This is a genomic window from Shewanella sp. FJAT-51649, assembly GCF_019457435.1.
GTDB lineage: Bacteria > Pseudomonadota > Gammaproteobacteria > Enterobacterales > Shewanellaceae > Shewanella > Shewanella mangrovisoli.
Map to the genome: position 1 here is coordinate 1,832,343 of NZ_CP080411.1, position 17,098 is coordinate 1,849,440.

At 47.9% G+C, this 17,098-nt stretch carries 8 protein-coding genes, 2 tRNA genes and 3 rRNA genes; 9 read left to right on the forward strand and 4 right to left on the reverse strand.

All coding sequences use genetic code 11. The annotated features are described in order from the left end of the window. The first annotated feature begins 85 nt into the window (after positions 1 to 85). Positions 86 to 1,081, forward strand: a complete 996-nt coding sequence (locus K0H59_RS08250) for an NADP-dependent oxidoreductase (RefSeq protein ID WP_220055220.1) — start codon at positions 86 to 88, stop codon at positions 1,079 to 1,081. A 619-nt stretch (positions 1,082 to 1,700) separates the two neighbouring features. Then, positions 1,701 to 2,300 carry a lecithin retinol acyltransferase family protein gene (locus K0H59_RS08255; protein ID WP_220055221.1) on the forward strand — a complete coding sequence of 200 codons (600 nt, stop codon included), beginning with the start codon at positions 1,701 to 1,703 and terminating at the stop codon, positions 2,298 to 2,300. 42 nt (positions 2,301 to 2,342) lie between these two features. Here K0H59_RS08255 and K0H59_RS08260 read toward each other — a convergent pair whose 3' ends face one another. Both K0H59_RS08260 and K0H59_RS08265 read right to left on the reverse strand, forming a co-directional pair. Beyond that, positions 2,343 to 3,407: a ketoacyl-ACP synthase III gene (locus K0H59_RS08260; protein WP_220055222.1), complete on the reverse strand. Its 1,065-nt coding sequence runs from the start codon at positions 3,405 to 3,407 to the stop codon at positions 2,343 to 2,345. 92 nt (positions 3,408 to 3,499) lie between these two features. Further along, positions 3,500 to 4,171, reverse strand: coding sequence for a GntR family transcriptional regulator (locus tag K0H59_RS08265; protein ID WP_086904656.1), 672 nt, complete (start codon positions 4,169 to 4,171; stop codon positions 3,500 to 3,502). Between the two features lie 316 nt (positions 4,172 to 4,487). Here K0H59_RS08265 and gmhB point away from each other — a divergent pair, with 316 nt between their 5' ends. From gmhB to rrf, 6 genes are all read left to right on the forward strand, one after another. Beyond that, positions 4,488 to 5,039: a D-glycero-beta-D-manno-heptose 1,7-bisphosphate 7-phosphatase gene (gmhB, locus tag K0H59_RS08270; protein WP_011625872.1), complete on the forward strand. Its 552-nt coding sequence runs from the start codon at positions 4,488 to 4,490 to the stop codon at positions 5,037 to 5,039. A 552-nt stretch (positions 5,040 to 5,591) separates the two neighbouring features. Next, positions 5,592 to 7,134 (forward strand): 16S ribosomal RNA (locus K0H59_RS08275). A gap of 70 nt (positions 7,135 to 7,204) precedes the next feature. Further along, positions 7,205 to 7,281 (forward strand) — tRNA-Ile (locus K0H59_RS08280). Between the two features lie 44 nt (positions 7,282 to 7,325). After that, a tRNA-Ala gene (locus K0H59_RS08285) sits at positions 7,326 to 7,401 on the forward strand. A 272-nt stretch (positions 7,402 to 7,673) separates the two neighbouring features. Then, positions 7,674 to 10,566: ribosomal RNA gene (locus K0H59_RS08290) — 23S ribosomal RNA — on the forward strand. 178 nt (positions 10,567 to 10,744) lie between these two features. Continuing rightward, positions 10,745 to 10,860, forward strand: a 5S ribosomal RNA gene (gene rrf / locus K0H59_RS08295). Together the 16S, 23S and 5S rRNA genes with 2 tRNA genes alongside form the textbook arrangement of a ribosomal RNA operon. A 226-nt stretch (positions 10,861 to 11,086) precedes the next feature. Here rrf and K0H59_RS08300 read toward each other — a convergent pair. Together K0H59_RS08300 and K0H59_RS08305 are read right to left on the reverse strand one after the other, a co-directional pair. Further along, entirely contained in the window at positions 11,087 to 11,803 is a 717-nt protein-coding gene (locus tag K0H59_RS08300; protein WP_220055223.1) for a DUF2057 domain-containing protein, read from the reverse strand. Between the two features lie 236 nt (positions 11,804 to 12,039). Then, the gene (locus K0H59_RS08305; protein WP_220055224.1) at positions 12,040 to 14,097 is read right to left on the reverse strand and encodes a bifunctional 2',3'-cyclic-nucleotide 2'-phosphodiesterase/3'-nucleotidase; all 2,058 of its coding nucleotides are present in this window, start codon (positions 14,095 to 14,097) and stop codon (positions 12,040 to 12,042) included. A 691-nt stretch (positions 14,098 to 14,788) separates the two neighbouring features. Here K0H59_RS08305 and K0H59_RS08310 point away from each other — a divergent pair. Continuing rightward, complete coding sequence (locus K0H59_RS08310) at positions 14,789 to 16,936, forward strand: M3 family metallopeptidase (RefSeq protein ID WP_220055225.1); 2,148 nt, start codon at positions 14,789 to 14,791, stop codon at positions 16,934 to 16,936. Positions 16,937 to 17,098: the final 162 nt, after the last annotated feature.

Here is a 17,098-nt window from a genome sequence, read left to right on the forward strand (position 1 = left end):
GCAAGCTAATAAATTGGTTCATTGTCGACAACATATCACTCCACTTCCAGTTTGCTGTGTGTTCGACGTAATAGAGGTTAACCCCATGATAAGCAGTCAAATTCATTTAGCATCACGCCCTGTTGGTATGCCGACGCTGGCAAACTTTAAACAGGTCGAGGTGACGTTGCCCGCATTAAAAGCCGGCGAAGTGCTGGTTAAAAACACCTGGATGTCAGTCGATCCCTATATGCGTGGTCGTATGATGGATAGGGATTCCTACATTCCACCCTTCCAGATTGATGCGGTTATGGACGGCGGGGCAATAGGCGAAGTGATTGAGTCACTCAATCCACAATTCCCAGTAGGTTCAAAAGTGAGCCATATCAGCGGTTGGCGCAGCGCCTTTATTAGTGATGGGCAGGATCTCACCTTATTGCCTGCGGTGAATATTCCTGAGCAATACTTTTTAGGTGTTATCGGCATGCCCGGATTAACCGCTTGGGTGGGGCTGATGCAAATCGCTAAGTTAAAACCAACGGATACCGTGTTTGTTTCAGCGGCATCGGGTGCTGTGGGTATGGTTGTCTGTCAAATCGCTAAGCTTAATGGCTGTAAAGTGATTGCTTCGGTTGGCTCGGATGAGAAGGCCGAATTGGTTCAAAGTTTGGGCGTGGATGCCGTGATTAACTATAAAAAAGTCACTGATTTAACTCAGGCTTTGCGCGACGCTGCGCCCGATGGCATTGATGTGTATTTTGAGAATGTCGGCGGCGCTCATCTTGAAGCCGCGTTGAATGTGCTAAACGAATATGGTCGCATTCCTGTGTGTGGGATGATTGCCGATTATAATGCGCAGGCACCAGTCCCAGGGCCAAGTAATCTGTTAGCCATCAACACTAAAAAGTTAACCATGCAGGGCTTTATTGTGATGGACTACTTCGATCAGTTTGAAGAGTTTATCGCTCAAATGGCGCAGTGGCTGCAAGCGGGTAAAGTAAAATCGGAAGAAACCGTTTATCAAGGTTTAGACCAAGCTGCTGAGGCGTTTATCGGCCTGTTTGAAGGTAAAAACAAAGGCAAAATGCTAGTTAAACTCTAATCTTGCTAGGCTTTTATGACTAACCATTGAGGTGCAAAGGTGAAATCCGATGCACCTTGATGTCGTGGATCATGTCAAGCGTGAGTCATGCTAAGTGATGCTGCGGCGCATGCCACTTGCTGAAGCGAATAAAGTCACCGTTTGAACTGAAGCCTGTGTTATCAAGGCTTCAGTTTTGGCTATTCACAATCTAGCCGACTGAGTTTGTGCTCCGGCTAGCGATTTCAGCTTTAATTCACGCTTATCCCATTACACTGCAACATCGCAGTCCTTAGAAGCTCAATAACCCGTTAAAAGGTAAGTTACCCGTATTATGCTTGAGGATCTTTACGGATAACTTGGCAATTAAGTGAAACTGTACTTCACTCTTATTATTGAGAATTCAAAGGCTAAGGCACACTGACCGAACGATAGTTCTTTAGAACTATCGGTTTAAAGAAAGGTGGGTTTAAAGAATGGTAGGTTTAAAGTACTGTGGGTTTAAAGAACTGTAGGTTTAAAGAATTAGGCCTTAAACAAAGGTGAGCGCAAGGAGGGGCGCAAACTCCATCCGACTTTCTTAACCTGCTATTTCTTAATGATGCCTTTTACAGATAACTGATGCCATAAGGGGATGATGATGCCATTACCGTTACTTTGGCTCGGCAGCGCGGCGATGGGCGCGTTGTTGCTCGCCGATGAGCGTGAAAAGCGCCAGCAGCTTGAGCGTGACCGCTTATTAGGCAAGGCTCCACGGCAAACGACGGGCGGCCAAGCCATGGTCGCTGCGCCAAGTCAGTGGCAAAAGGGCTTTAAACAAGTCTCGCCGCAGCCTGGCAGCATTGTCTGCTGCTATGTGTTTGGGGTCATTGAACATACGGGCATTTGGTTGGCGGATGATTGCCTCGTCGAGCTACATGGCTCAGGGCTGATAAGGGCGGTATCGGTAAAGCGCTTTTTAGCGGGGCGCACTGGCAGCCAAATCTATATTGCCTGTAATCATCAACATCAACCACTGATTGCCAGTGATATGGTGAGCCGCGCCGAGCGGGCCATTTATCAATACCGCGAATACGATTTGTTCGACAATAACTGCCATCGATTTGTTTGGTCATGCTTATGTGGTGAAGAGGTGGCCATAAAAAGTTTTAACGAATTAAATCAAAAACTCGCAGGCTATTTTAAGCAGGGGATTTACTGGGATGAAATGCGTCGAGTACCTGAAGAGATAAAAATATAAAAGACCATCCGAAGATGGCCTTTTATCTGTGTTCGGGATTTATTACTTACAGAAATAATCCACAGCACGTTTAACCAGTTCAATGCCACTCAACTCGCAAGGTGGCAGCTGAGCATCACTCACTTGAACTGGCGTTACGCGCTCGCACCATTGCAATAGTAGCGCTGCTGAGGTTAATCCCGCACCGAAGGCGCAGGACAAAATAGTTTGGTTCGGCTTAATTAAACCTTTCTCCAATGCATCGCAGATGGCGATGGGAATAGTGGCCGCAGAGGTATTACCATAGTTAGCAATGTTCACGAAGGCTTTTTCTTTAGGGATCTTCATGCGGCTAACGAGGGTATCGATAATGCGCTCGTTTGCTTGGTGTGGGATCACTAAGTCGACTTCATCCTTATCGACGCCACATTTTTCCAGCACTTGAGTGCTTAACTTATTCATACCATTAATGGCACGTTTAAAGATTTCTTGGCCATCGAATTGAATATAAAAATCTAAGGACTCAGCGGAGAATCTATCCATCGCAGTACCAAAACCGGCTTTTAGGATATCACGACCGTCAGGGTCGTTATTCAGCTCATAGCCTAACACGCCGCCTGGCACATCCGTCGCTTCCACGACAACCGCGCCCGCGCCATCACCAAACAGCACTGCGGTTTCACGGCGTGACCAATCGAGGTAGAAAGACAAACGCTCGGCACCGACGACTAGTACTTTTTTGCATTGGCCACTCTTGATCTGTGAGCTGGCTAAGCCTAAGCCATACAAAAAGCCACTACAGGCTGCGTTGATATCGAAAGCTGCGCAACTTGCACCAATATTCGCCTGTACTGTGGAGGCAATATTCGGGATCAAGGTATCTGGGCTGGCGCTGGCTAAAATGATCATATCAATTTCGCTGCCGTCAATGCCCGCCGCAGCAAGGGCGCGTTTAGCGGCAACCGATGCTAACTCAGAGGTATTCACATGGCTGATATGACGCTGGCTGATCCCGGTACGGCTTTTAATCCATTCATCGGAAGTTTCGATAAAAGTAGCAAGATCATCGTTAGTCAAAGTGGCGGGAGGAACACATTTTCCCCAGCCAGTGATAGTGGCGTACTGCATGGTGTTTTCTCTCAAATAAAAAAGGCAGAACCTGAAGTGCTGCCTCAAATCGACAACAAAGCTTATCGGTATAACGAATGACAGTCCGTGATCTATACCACCTGTTTGGCGACGAGATCCCGAATTGTCATTGCGGCATGCAAAATATGATGTCGCAGCAACGCCGTGGCTTTCTCTGTTTCTCTTTGTTTGCAATAGTTGAGCAGTTCGCGGTGCTCGTGCTCTGCTGCGGGAATACCTCCTGCGAGCAGCAATTGCAAACGGATATATCTATCGCAGTTAGTATTGAGGCCGTGGACAACCTCTAGCGTATGTGGACGATTGGCGGCTTGATATAAACAGGTATGAAACTGTGTATTTAGCTCGCTCCAACTGGCGACGGCATCTTCATGTTTAAAGGCCGATTCCAATTGCTCCAATACGCGTTCTGCTTTGATTAAATCGTCTTCTTGAAGTCGTGGTATGGCTTTGGCGAGCAGATCGGTCTCGATCATGGCGCGTAATTCAAAAAGCTCAGTCACTTGTTCAACGGATAATTCGGTCGCGGTCGCCCCTTTATGGGGTTCGAACTTCACCAGCCCCTCCGCCTCCAGTTGTAGTAAGGCTTCTCTCACGGGAATGCGGCTTACATGTAAGGCTTCGGCTAAGGCGCTTTGTCTGAGTGGTTCTCCTGCGGCTATATCACCCGAAAGAATTTTCTCTCTGAGCACTTCTACAACTAATTGGGTGCGGGTTTTATGGACTATAGGCGTAGTTCGACTCATTATGACCGTCTATTTTTAGGTGTTTTATTGTTATCCGTGCAAGATTACCGTTAAAAACAGCACAAATAAAGGGAAAAGCTCGATTGAATACCGCATCCCTTAAGCCTAAAAAAGCATTATCGGCCGATTTTATCGGCGAAATGCGTCGGGATAAGTACGATTTAATACTGTTTGAAGCCCGCCAGGGGCGAGATAAGCCGGAACTTGTTCAAACTCCGTCATGTCGCTGACAACTTCGCGGTGCAATTTCTTGCAATGGATGGAATAATAGGGAAATTACGCATTAAGCGCCGTTTTTAGTGAGTGGAGTAGTACTGTGGGTACAGTCAATCGAGCCGTATTTTTAGACCGTGATGGTGTGATCAACAAAGATCATGGTTATGTGCATCAGGTGGATGACTTTGAATATATAGAAGGTGTGTTTGAAGCCTGCCTTGCATTAAAACAAATGGGATACAAATTGGTGGTGGTCACCAATCAGTCGGGCATTGCCCGTGGCATGTATACCGAAGATCAATTCCACAGTCTCACCGAATGGATGGATTGGAACTTTGCCGATAAAGGTGTCGACCTCGATGGCATCTATTATTGCCCGCATCATAATGAAAAAGGTCTCGGTGAATATAAAGTTGATTGCGATTGCCGCAAGCCAAAACCAGGCATGCTACTCGATGCGGCAAAATTCCTGAAAATCGATTTGTCGCAGTCGGTGATGGTGGGCGATAAAGCAGACGATATGCTCGCGGCCAAAGCGGCAGGGGTGCCGACACGTATCCTCGTCCGTACAGGTAAAGCCATTGCTGATGATAGCGAGGCGTCTGTAGTGCTCGATAGCATTGCCGATGTGCCAGGATTTTTAAAGAAGTAGCCTATCCTTGCTACTTAAAGCGCGCATCAATCTATTCGAATCGTAAGATTGAACTTGAGGCACGAGCTTAACAAGAAAAAAAGTGCGGTATTGGCTTTATCGTTTTGCTTTGTGAGCGATGCTAACGGCGTTAGCTAGATGATAGAGATAGCCAAAGTGATGGAAATTACAGCGAATTAGGCGCTAAAACCGATGTTTGGTTTAAAAAATGCACACTCACTTCGGTTTTTCTAATTATTTTGCCTAAAGGGGTTGCGGTAAAATCTGACATCCCTATAATGCGCATCCACTGGCCCAGCGGGGTCAACGGTGAAAGCATAAAGCGCTAGGCGCTTAAAGCAAATAACCATGCTCTTTAACAATTTATCAAGCAAATCTGTGTGGACACTCACAGGTGTTGAGTTAATCGAAATTACTCTGCCGTTTGGCGAGTAATCAAAATTTAAATCAATGAATGAGTGTTCATAGCAATATGTACAGTTTGTTTTGACTTTCGAGTTGAAACGACAAATCAGAATTCATTGAGCCGAACCTTAGGGTTCACAAAACTTTTAATTGAAGAGTTTGATCATGGCTCAGATTGAACGCTGGCGGCAGGCCTAACACATGCAAGTCGAGCGGCAGCACAAGTGAGTTTACTCATGAGGTGGCGAGCGGCGGACGGGTGAGTAATGCCTAGGGATCTGCCCAGTCGTGGGGGATAACAGTTGGAAACGACTGCTAATACCGCATACGCCCTACGGGGGAAAGGAGGGGACCTTCGGGCCTTCCGCGATTGGATGAACCTAGGTGGGATTAGCTAGTTGGTGAGGTAATGGCTCACCAAGGCGACGATCCCTAGCTGTTCTGAGAGGATGATCAGCCACACTGGGACTGAGACACGGCCCAGACTCCTACGGGAGGCAGCAGTGGGGAATATTGCACAATGGGGGAAACCCTGATGCAGCCATGCCGCGTGTGTGAAGAAGGCCTTCGGGTTGTAAAGCACTTTCAGTAGGGAGGAAAGGTTGTAAGTTAATACCTTGCAGCTGTGACGTTACCTACAGAAGAAGGACCGGCTAACTCCGTGCCAGCAGCCGCGGTAATACGGAGGGTCCAAGCGTTAATCGGAATTACTGGGCGTAAAGCGTGCGCAGGCGGTTTGTTAAGCGAGATGTGAAAGCCCCGGGCTCAACCTGGGAATTGCATTTCGAACTGGCAAACTAGAGTCTTGTAGAGGGGGGTAGAATTCCAGGTGTAGCGGTGAAATGCGTAGAGATCTGGAGGAATACCGGTGGCGAAGGCGGCCCCCTGGACAAAGACTGACGCTCAGGCACGAAAGCGTGGGGAGCAAACAGGATTAGATACCCTGGTAGTCCACGCCGTAAACGATGTCTACTCGGAGTTTGGTGTCTTGAACACTGGGCTCTCAAGCTAACGCATTAAGTAGACCGCCTGGGGAGTACGGCCGCAAGGTTAAAACTCAAATGAATTGACGGGGGCCCGCACAAGCGGTGGAGCATGTGGTTTAATTCGATGCAACGCGAAGAACCTTACCTACTCTTGACATCCAGAGAATTCGCTAGAGATAGCTTAGTGCCTTCGGGAACTCTGAGACAGGTGCTGCATGGCTGTCGTCAGCTCGTGTTGTGAAATGTTGGGTTAAGTCCCGCAACGAGCGCAACCCCTATCCTTATTTGCCAGCGCGTAATGGCGGGAACTCTAGGGAGACTGCCGGTGATAAACCGGAGGAAGGTGGGGACGACGTCAAGTCATCATGGCCCTTACGAGTAGGGCTACACACGTGCTACAATGGCGAGTACAGAGGGTTGCAAAGCCGCGAGGTGGAGCTAATCTCACAAAGCTCGTCGTAGTCCGGATTGGAGTCTGCAACTCGACTCCATGAAGTCGGAATCGCTAGTAATCGTGGATCAGAATGCCACGGTGAATACGTTCCCGGGCCTTGTACACACCGCCCGTCACACCATGGGAGTGGGCTGCAAAAGAAGTGGGTAGCTTAACCTTCGGGAGGGCGCTCACCACTTTGTGGTTCATGACTGGGGTGAAGTCGTAACAAGGTAGCCCTAGGGGAACCTGGGGCTGGATCACCTCCTTACCTATACGACTAACTCGATGTTTGTTGAGTGTTCACACAGATTTGCTTGATAGAAGATAGAGTAAAAGATGGGTCTGTAGCTCAGCTGGTTAGAGCGCACCCCTGATAAGGGTGAGGTCGGTGGTTCAAGTCCACTCTGACCCACCAATCCTTTGAGGGTTGGACATCTGATACTCGCACTGCATGTAAATGGGGCTATAGCTCAGCTGGGAGAGCGCCTGCCTTGCACGCAGGAGGTCTGCGGTTCGATCCCGCATAGCTCCACCATTTACTGCAATCTGGTTAGAGATGCCAAAGATAAACTGAAAAATTATCTTTGGCTTTTTTAAGCCCGCTCTTTAACAATTTGGAAAGCTGATAGTAATTAATGCAATGATGTCTGTCGTTGTGTTAATACGAAAAAATTGAGTTCTTAAAACACTTTTTAAGTGTCTTGAATATTCAAGTCTAAGGCGAGTCCATTTCCTTGGTCGGAAATGAGACAAGTAAAACCAGCTGGTCGCAACGACCTAGGTGAGTGAAACTCATTTGGGTTGTATGGTTAAGCGACTAAGCGTATACGGTGGATGCCTTGGCAGTCAGAGGCGATGAAGGACGTAGTAACTTGCGAAAAGCGTTGGCGAGCTAGTAACAAGCATTTGAGCTAACGATGTCCGAATGGGGGAACCCAGCAGCATAAGCTGTTATCGTAACGTGAATACATAGCGTTGCGAGGCAAACGAGGGGAACTGAAACATCTAAGTACCCTTAGGAAAAGAAATCAACCGAGATTCCCCTAGTAGCGGCGAGCGAACGGGGATTAGCCCTTAAGTCAGAGGGGTGTTAGTGGAATGGTCTGGAAAGTCCAGCGGCACAGGGTGATAGCCCCGTACACGAAAACTAACCTTTGATGAAAACGAGTAAGGCGGGACACGTGATATCCTGTTTGAATATGGGGGGACCATCCTCCAAGGCTAAATACTCCTGACTGACCGATAGTGAACCAGTACCGTGAGGGAAAGGCGAAAAGAACCCCTGTGAGGGGAGTGAAATAGAACCTGAAACCGTATACGTACAAGCAGTGGGAGCGGTTCTTGAGACCGTGACTGCGTACCTTTTGTATAATGGGTCAGCGACTTACGTTTTGTAGCGAGGTTAAGCGAATAGCGGAGCCGTAGGGAAACCGAGTGTTAACTGCGCGTTTAGTTGCAAGGCGTAGACCCGAAACCCGGTGATCTAGCCATGGGCAGGTTGAAGGTTGAGTAACATCAACTGGAGGACCGAACCGACTAATGTTGAAAAATTAGCGGATGACTTGTGGCTGGGGGTGAAAGGCCAATCAAACCGGGAGATATCTGGTTCTCCTCGAAAGCTATTTAGGTAGCGCCTCGGACGAACACCTTTGGGGGTAGAGCACTGTTAAGGCTAGGGGGTCATCCCGACTTACCAACCCTTTGCAAACTCCGAATACCAAAGAGTGCTATCCGGGAGACAGACGGCGGGTGCTAACGTCCGTCGTCAAAAGGGAAACAACCCAGACCGTCAGCTAAGGTCCCAAAGTGTATGTTAAGTGGGAAACGATGTGGGAAGGCTTAGACAGCTAGGATGTTGGCTTAGAAGCAGCCATCATTTAAAGAAAGCGTAATAGCTCACTAGTCGAGTCGGCCTGCGCGGAAGATGTAACGGGGCTAAACATACCACCGAAGCTACGGGTGCAATCCTTTAGGGTTGCGCGGTAGAGGAGCGTTCTGTAAGCCGTTGAAGGTGAAGGGGTAACCCACGCTGGAGGTATCAGAAGTGCGAATGCTGACATGAGTAACGATAAAGGGGGTGAAAAACCCCCTCGCCGAAAGACCAAGGGTTCCTGTCCAACGTTAATCGGGGCAGGGTGAGTCGACCCCTAAGGCGAGGCCGAAAGGCGTAGTCGATGGGAAACAGATTAATATTTCTGTACTTCCGCTAACTGCGATGGAGAGACGGAGAAGGCTAGGCTAGCGCGGCGTTGGTAGTCCGCGTTTAAGGTGGTAGGTGGGTGACTTAGGCAAATCCGGGTCACTATACACTGAGAGCTGATGACGAGTCCCCAAGGGGATGAAGTAGTTGATGCCATGCTTCCAGGAAAATCTTCTAAGCTTCAGGTTAGCGGGAATCGTACCCCAAACCGACACAGGTGGTCGGGTAGAGAATACCAAGGCGCTTGAGAGAACTCGGCTGAAGGAACTAGGCAAAATGGTACCGTAACTTCGGGAGAAGGTACGCTGCTGTTGGTGATGGGACTTGCTCCCTAAGCTGACGGCAGTCGCAGATACCAGGTGGCTGCAACTGTTTATCAAAAACACAGCACTGTGCAAAATCGCAAGATGACGTATACGGTGTGACGCCTGCCCGGTGCCGGAAGGTTAATTGATTGGGTTATCGCAAGAGAAGCTCATGATCGAAGCCCCGGTAAACGGCGGCCGTAACTATAACGGTCCTAAGGTAGCGAAATTCCTTGTCGGGTAAGTTCCGACCTGCACGAATGGCGTAATGATGGCCACGCTGTCTCCAGCCGAGACTCAGTGAAGTTGAAATTGCGGTGAAGATGCCGTATACCCGCGGCTAGACGGAAAGACCCCGTGAACCTTTACTATAGCTTGGCACTGAACATTGACCCTACATGTGTAGGATAGGTGGGAGACTTTGAAGTTGGAACGCTAGTTCTGATGGAGTCGTCCTTGAAATACCACCCTTGTAGTGTTGATGTTCTAACTTGGGCCCCTAATCGGGGTTAAGGACAGTGCCTGGTGGGTAGTTTGACTGGGGCGGTCTCCTCCCAAAGAGTAACGGAGGAGCACGAAGGTTGGCTAAGTACGGTCGGACATCGTACGGTTAGTGCAATGGCATAAGCCAGCTTAACTGCGAGACAGACACGTCGAGCAGGTACGAAAGTAGGTCATAGTGATCCGGTGGTTCTGAATGGAAGGGCCATCGCTCAACGGATAAAAGGTACTCCGGGGATAACAGGCTGATACCGCCCAAGAGTTCATATCGACGGCGGTGTTTGGCACCTCGATGTCGGCTCATCACATCCTGGGGCTGAAGTCGGTCCCAAGGGTATGGCTGTTCGCCATTTAAAGTGGTACGCGAGCTGGGTTCAGAACGTCGTGAGACAGTTCGGTCCCTATCTGCCGTGGGCGTTGGATGATTGAGGGGAGTTGCTCCTAGTACGAGAGGACCGGAGTGAACGAACCGCTGGTGTTCGGGTTGTCATGCCAATGGCATTGCCCGGTAGCTATGTTCGGAATCGATAACCGCTGAAAGCATCTAAGCGGGAAGCGAGCCCCAAGATGAGTCATCCCTTGGACTTTAAGTCCACTAAAGAGCCGTTCGAGACTAGGACGTTGATAGGTCAGGTGTGTAAGCGTTGTGAGGCGTTGAGCTAACTGATACTAATGACTCGAGAGGCTTAACCATACAACCCAGATGGGTTTTACTGAAAATGTTCCAGACATTTTCCAGTACTTCCTCCTTCCCTGGAGGTCGTACAGTACTTAGCTTGAATACAAACACTTAAGAAGTGCAACTCAAACAGCTTTCCGAATTAATTTACTGCCTGCATAAAGATAAGACGGGTAAGTGAATAACAAATTTGCTTGGTGACAATAGCATTGTGGTCCCACCTGATCCCATCCCGAACTCAGAAGTGAAACGCAATCGCGCCGATGGTAGTGTGGGGTCTCCCCATGTGAGAGTAGGTCATCGCCAAGCGCCTAAATAAACAATGAAGCCAGCTGAATAAGCTGGCTTTTTTGTTTTTGGTGTTTCAATTTTATCCTCTTTACTCTCTTTATATATTCTCACTGAACTCACGCTTACCACCCAGCAATTTAAGCAAATAACATTAGGCCAATAAAAAGAGCAACCTAGGCTGCTCTATTCTGTATTGGGTCGCGTGCCTTACTCCCTTATTACTGCCAAAACCTAACGAATACGCTTATTGCCCGTTAATTTTGGCCTTGAATTTTGCTTTGGTGGCGTCATCGGCGAGGTGATACCAATAATCCAGCATATGGCTGATTTCAGCTTGGGTCGGCGAGTCTGTTGTTGCGTCTTGTGTTACTGCAGCTGTTGATGCGGCAGCACTTGCGGTTACGGCTGTTGATGGCGCAGAAGTGGCGACTGGCAGAGTTGGTGCAGTCATTGTTGCTGATACTTGAGGCTGGTTTTGCACTGCGGCAAGCGTTATCGATGCGGGATGTTGGCCTTGATTGTATTGAAAGATTTCCTGCTCGAAGTTTCGGCCTATCTGAAGCCCGTTTTTCACTAATCTGTCTTGGTCGAAGCTAATCGCTTGATTGTGCTTATCTAAAAGCGTAAGTGACGGTGACTCATCGAACTGCTTTGCAGCTTTTGCCGAGTCGATACTGGGCAGTTTGAGCTGTAATGCTTGGTCGGTTTCATTAAAGCGGATGATCAGCACGTCCGATTGATAGCGCACCGAATTAGCCTGTTTGCGGTACTGGGCATTGTAGCGAAACGCAATTTGGTTCAATCCATTACTCAGCGTGACTGGCGAGGTGCTTAATGGCTTTTGTCCATTCACAGTTAACAGCTCGACATCACTTGGCAGTTGCAGGAGAACTTCGGCACTAACGGGTTGCAGGCTGGCAAGCAGTATGGCGGATGCGCACAGGATAGAGGGGGATTTCATAGGCTTTCTCTTGGTTGATATCACGCACTAATGATAAGTGAGATAGCCGTTAACACAAAGTGGAGAGCTAAGCTGATGGTCACAAAGAACACAAAGGGTGCCCAAAGCGCGATACATATCATCGATATTGGGCTGCGATGTAGAATAAAGAAAAGGCTCACTGGGAGCCTTTTCTTGCCTAAGTACGAGACTGAGTTTAGCCTGACGTTGGCTTAACTTAAGCGCAATAACGCAAATTACTTCGCTTTATCTTGGCTTAGGTTGATGCGGTACACGGCAAAACCGAGTTCATCTTTACTAATCTTGGTCATTTCGCGTTGTTTATTTGCTTCGATAAAGGTAGCGGCTTTATCGCTATCTTGGGTTTGGAAGCGAATATCTAACGCAACACTGGTGCTGATGGTTTTGAAATCCCAGTTGTAGTCAGCACTTGGGTTGACCATGCCATCATACTTGCCTGTGGTTTCGTTGAACTGAGATTGCGCCGTGATATAGGCCGCTAAGGCTTCACGGTTAGTATCTGGCAGTTCGAGTACCACATGATCACTGCCGGTACCGGCAAACTTGCCACCAAAGGCGCGGTAGTTATTTGAGGCTACAATAAATTCTTTGGCCGCAAACTCTTCGCCAGTGAAGACTTTACCGTTGGCATCTGTGTAGCTTAAATCGACGATACGGTTAGCATTGGCATTGACGACAGCGCAGTCGCGGTCGAATTTACTTGGTTGAGTCACATCAATCTTGTAGGTCAAGCCATCGAGCACGTCGAAGTTATAGGTTGGGTGACCATCCCAGTTGATTAACTCCTGCGGCGTAGTCTTGGTTGGATCGATTTGATTGAATTGGTTAGCCGAACACTCCAGCCAATCTTTCAGTTCAGCACCCGTTGCTTTGACCGCCACCATAGTGTTGGGGTAGAGGTAAAGATCGGCGGCGTTTTTAAAGGTCAATGCGCCTTTATCCACTTGTACATATTGGTCTGCATCACTGGTTGTACCGTGGCGACCACCGGCTTTGAATGGCGCAGAAGCCGATAAGACGGGCAGATCTTTTAACGCCTCGGGGAGTTTGGCTTTGACGTTAGCAATTTGCGCGTCAGAAACGATTTGTACGGTTGGATCGTCCTGTACTAAGGTCAAGAAGCTGTACATATCGGCGGCAGCAACCCCAATCGGTTCGTCCACGAAGGCGAGTGTCCCTTGGTGCTCGGCGGCAACGGCATCATGGATGGCGGCGTCGGCTTCGACTAATGGTGTTTTAGTTGCGCCATCATAGATAGGACGTGCCTTAGTGGTGGCACTGAGCACAGACCACTTACCGTCTTTACGCTCGAGTTTAAAGTCGACCACACCTAAGTTGTCACCCCAGCGTCCAGGCATGACGGCTGGCACACCATTTAACAGACCCTTAGTCACGTCTGTATTAGGTAAGTCGGCATATTTGGCATCGGGGAAAATAGAGTGGCTGTGACCAAAGAGGATGGCATTAATACCGTCAACATAGGTCAAGGCATAGGTTGCGTTTTCTGCCATAGGATCGCCAGGATTTTCGGTCGAACCAATACCAGAGTGGGGGATTGCGATAATCAAATCCGCGCCTTTTGCTTTCATTTCAGGCACATATTTCTTGGCGGTCGCAACAATATCTTCAACCGTTACTTTGCCAGTAAGATTTTGTTTATCCCACAATAAGATTTGTGGTGGCACAAAACCAATATAACCAATCTTAATGGTTTGGTTATTTCCTTCGCTATCGACGATTTGTTTTTCTTTAATGATATAAGGGGTGAATAAATGCTCACCTTTTTTCACATCATTCCAGCAGCCATTATCGTCGGCACAATAGACGTTGGCGTTAATATAAGGGAATTCTGCACCATGAAGTGATTTATTTAAAAAATCTAAACCATAGTTAAATTCGTGGTTACCGATATTCCCTACTTCGTAATCTAATAGGTTCATTGCTTTATAGGCGGGGTGAACATCGCCCATTTGTAGGCCGACTTTAGCCATATAGTCACCCATAGGACTACCTTGAAGCAGGTCGCCGTTATCTACGAGTACACTGTTTTTGGCCTCTTTACGGGCGGCATGGATAAGGCTAGCGGTACGAGCTAGACCGATTGTCGGATCTTCTTTACCGCTGTAGTAGTTGAAATCCATGATATTTGTGTGCAGATCCGTGGTTTCTAATACACGTAAATCCGCTTGAACGATTTGCTCATCATCCGAGCCACAGGCGCTTACGCCTAGGGCGGCAGTGATCATCACTGCGAGTAGTTTTTTATTTAACATCGTTTTCTCTATTTATATTTATTTGACCCTAATACATGTTCTTTTGAGAACATGTCCATCATCCTGTTAATTCATGACGAAAGAACCGTTAGGTCATCGCGTCATTCAGTTAACGGACGGGGATTATAAAGAGATTTGATGATCTGAATGTGACATTAATTGGATAAAAGCTGTTTCAAATTGTGACTAGGCGCTTGATTGATTAATTTGTGCACCATGGCTGCGGTATTTTTATTCATCGGCTGGTTAATTCGATGTTGCCAGCAGTTTATTAAGAATAATTAATATTTGTTAGCTGATTGAATTTCGCCTGCGCTTATATTCGATGAATCTTTGAGATAATGTTGCCGATTTTTATGAGGTGTTTTTGCCTAAGCTTTTATTTATAAAATAAATTCTACCAGTTAAAAACTTGATTGTTTGTACGCCTTACCTATGACCGCTCGTCGCTCAATCGCAGACAAAAGCCCCTTGATGCCGTCGTTTGACGGCCGTCACACATAAAGAGATACAAATTCCCCTCGATCCTAGGCTTTGAAAACTTGGCCGAAGCTCGCTTAACTTGCTAAGGTTGTGCGTCGAAAACGGGCGCCCAAACTATGCGTCAGTTGGAAGAGAAGCCAAAATCCGTTACTCGCACCTTTCACTTAAAAAATATAAAGACAGGGCAGTAACACTCTAGGGAGTTCCTATGCGTAAGTCTGTTATTACTACTGCCGTGGCCGCGGCATTGTTATTGGGCGCTTGCTCAGAAAAACCGGCAGCAAATACTGAGGCCGCCAATGCGGTTGCGACACAAGCTGCCGCATCGACTCAAGCTGATGCGACCAATGTGTTATTGAGTAAGAGTCCACTGCAGGATCAAGCTCCGCAGTTTAATCTGATCAAGAGTTCGGATTATGCCCCCGCATTTGCGCAGGGCATAAAGGAACATGAGGCTGAAATTGCCGCCATTATTGCCAATAAACAGGCGCCAACCTTCGAGAATACGATTTTAGCCATGGAAACCTCGGGTGAGTTGTTAACTCGAGTGTCACGCACCTTCTTCAATCTGGCGGGGTTAATCTCCGACGATGATTTTCAAAAAAACGAGGCGGATTTAGCGCCTAAGTTGTCGGCTCACCGCGATAATATTTACTTAGATCCAAGTTTATTTGCCCGTGTCGAAACCGTGTATCAACAACGTGCTGGGTTAAATGCCGAAGATAAGCGCCTAGTCGAGTTTTATTACGAGCAGTTTGTACGTGCTGGGGCCAAATTATCCGATGCCGATAAAGCCAAAATGCGCGACTTTAATGCTGAGTTAGCGACCCTTGCGACTGAGTTTTCCCAAAACAGCTTAAAGTCATTTAAAGACGATGTGATTGTTGTGACCGATAAAGCACAACTGGACGGTTTATCTGATAGCGAAATCGCCACCTTAGCGGCCGCAGCACAGGCGGCGGGTAAAACGGGTTACCTGATCACCTTAGTGAATACGACGCGTCAGCCTATCTTAGCCAGTTTAAATAACCGCGAACTGCGCCAAAAAGTCTGGGAAACCTCAGCTCACCGCGTCGTTGCCAGCAATAGCCCTTTAATCGTGAAGATGGCGCAGCTGCGCGCTAAGAAAGCCAATCTACTCGGCTTTGATACTTGGGCAGCCTATGCCGTGGCCGACCAAATGGCTAAAACGCCAACTGCCGTGTATGAAATTTTAGATGACTTGGCGCCTAAGGCGTTGGCCCACGCTAAGGCCGATGCGGCGGATATCCAAGCCGAAATCAAAAAGGCAGGCGGTAATTTTGAATTACAACCTTGGGATTGGGCTTATTACGCCGAGAAAGTGCGTCAACAAAAGTACGCCCTCGATGAGAGCAGCATCAAACCCTACTTTGAATTTAACTCTGTGCTGAAGGATGGTTTGTTCTTCGCGATGCACAAACTCTACGGCATCAGCGTTAAACCGCGCACCGATTTACCAGTATGGAATAGCGATGTCCTCGCCTTTGAGGTTTTCGATAAAGATAACAGCTCTATTGGTCTGTTCTATCTTGACCCTTATGCCCGTGAAGGCAAGGGCGGCGGCGCATGGATGGATGAATTTGTCACTCAAAGCGGCCTACTAGGCACTAAGCCTGTGGTGTATAACGCACTGAATATCCCGAAACCTGCCGACGGTCCAACCTTAATGACCTTCGATGAAGTGACCACTATGTTCCATGAATTTGGTCATGCGGTGCACGGTTTATTCTCCAAGGTGAAATACCCAAGTGTAGCGGGTACCTCTACGGCGCGTGACTTTGTGGAGTTTCCGTCTCAAGTTAACGAAGATTGGAATATTGACCCTGCGGTCATTGCCAATTACGCCAAGCACTACCAAACCGGTGAGCCTATTCCAAAAGCCTTACTCGATAAAATCTTAGCCTCGAATAAATTTGGTCAAGGTTTTGATACTGTAGAGTATTTAGCTGCTGCATTACTGGATATGGAATGGCACTCGATTGGTGCCGACACCCAAATCAAAGATGTGGAACAGTTTGAGCATCAAGTGTTAGCCAAACACGGCCTCGATTTCGCGCCGATTCCACCGCGTTATAAGTCGAGCTATTTTAGCCATGCTTTCTCCGGTGGCTATTCTGCTGGTTATTACGCCTACCTGTGGACGGAAGTGTTTGCCGCCGATGCCTTTGCCTATATGGGCCAACATGGTGGCTTGAAAGCCGAAAACGGCGATAAGTTCCGTGATGCGGTATTGTCTAAAGGTAACAGCGAAGATCTGATGCAGGATTACATCCACTTTACCGGTCAAAAACCCACGACCGATGCCTTATTAAAGCGTCGTGGTTTAGTCGATTAAACGATTCATTGTAAAAAGGGCCAAAGGCTTGGTAGGGCAACCTATCAAGCCTTTTTTTACGCTATTGTTTTTCGATAATCTTTACTCTAAAATCCCGCCAAATTTGACTGTGGGATAGCTTCTTTATCCCGTATCGACGCCCCTCGAAAATCAGGCTCAGTT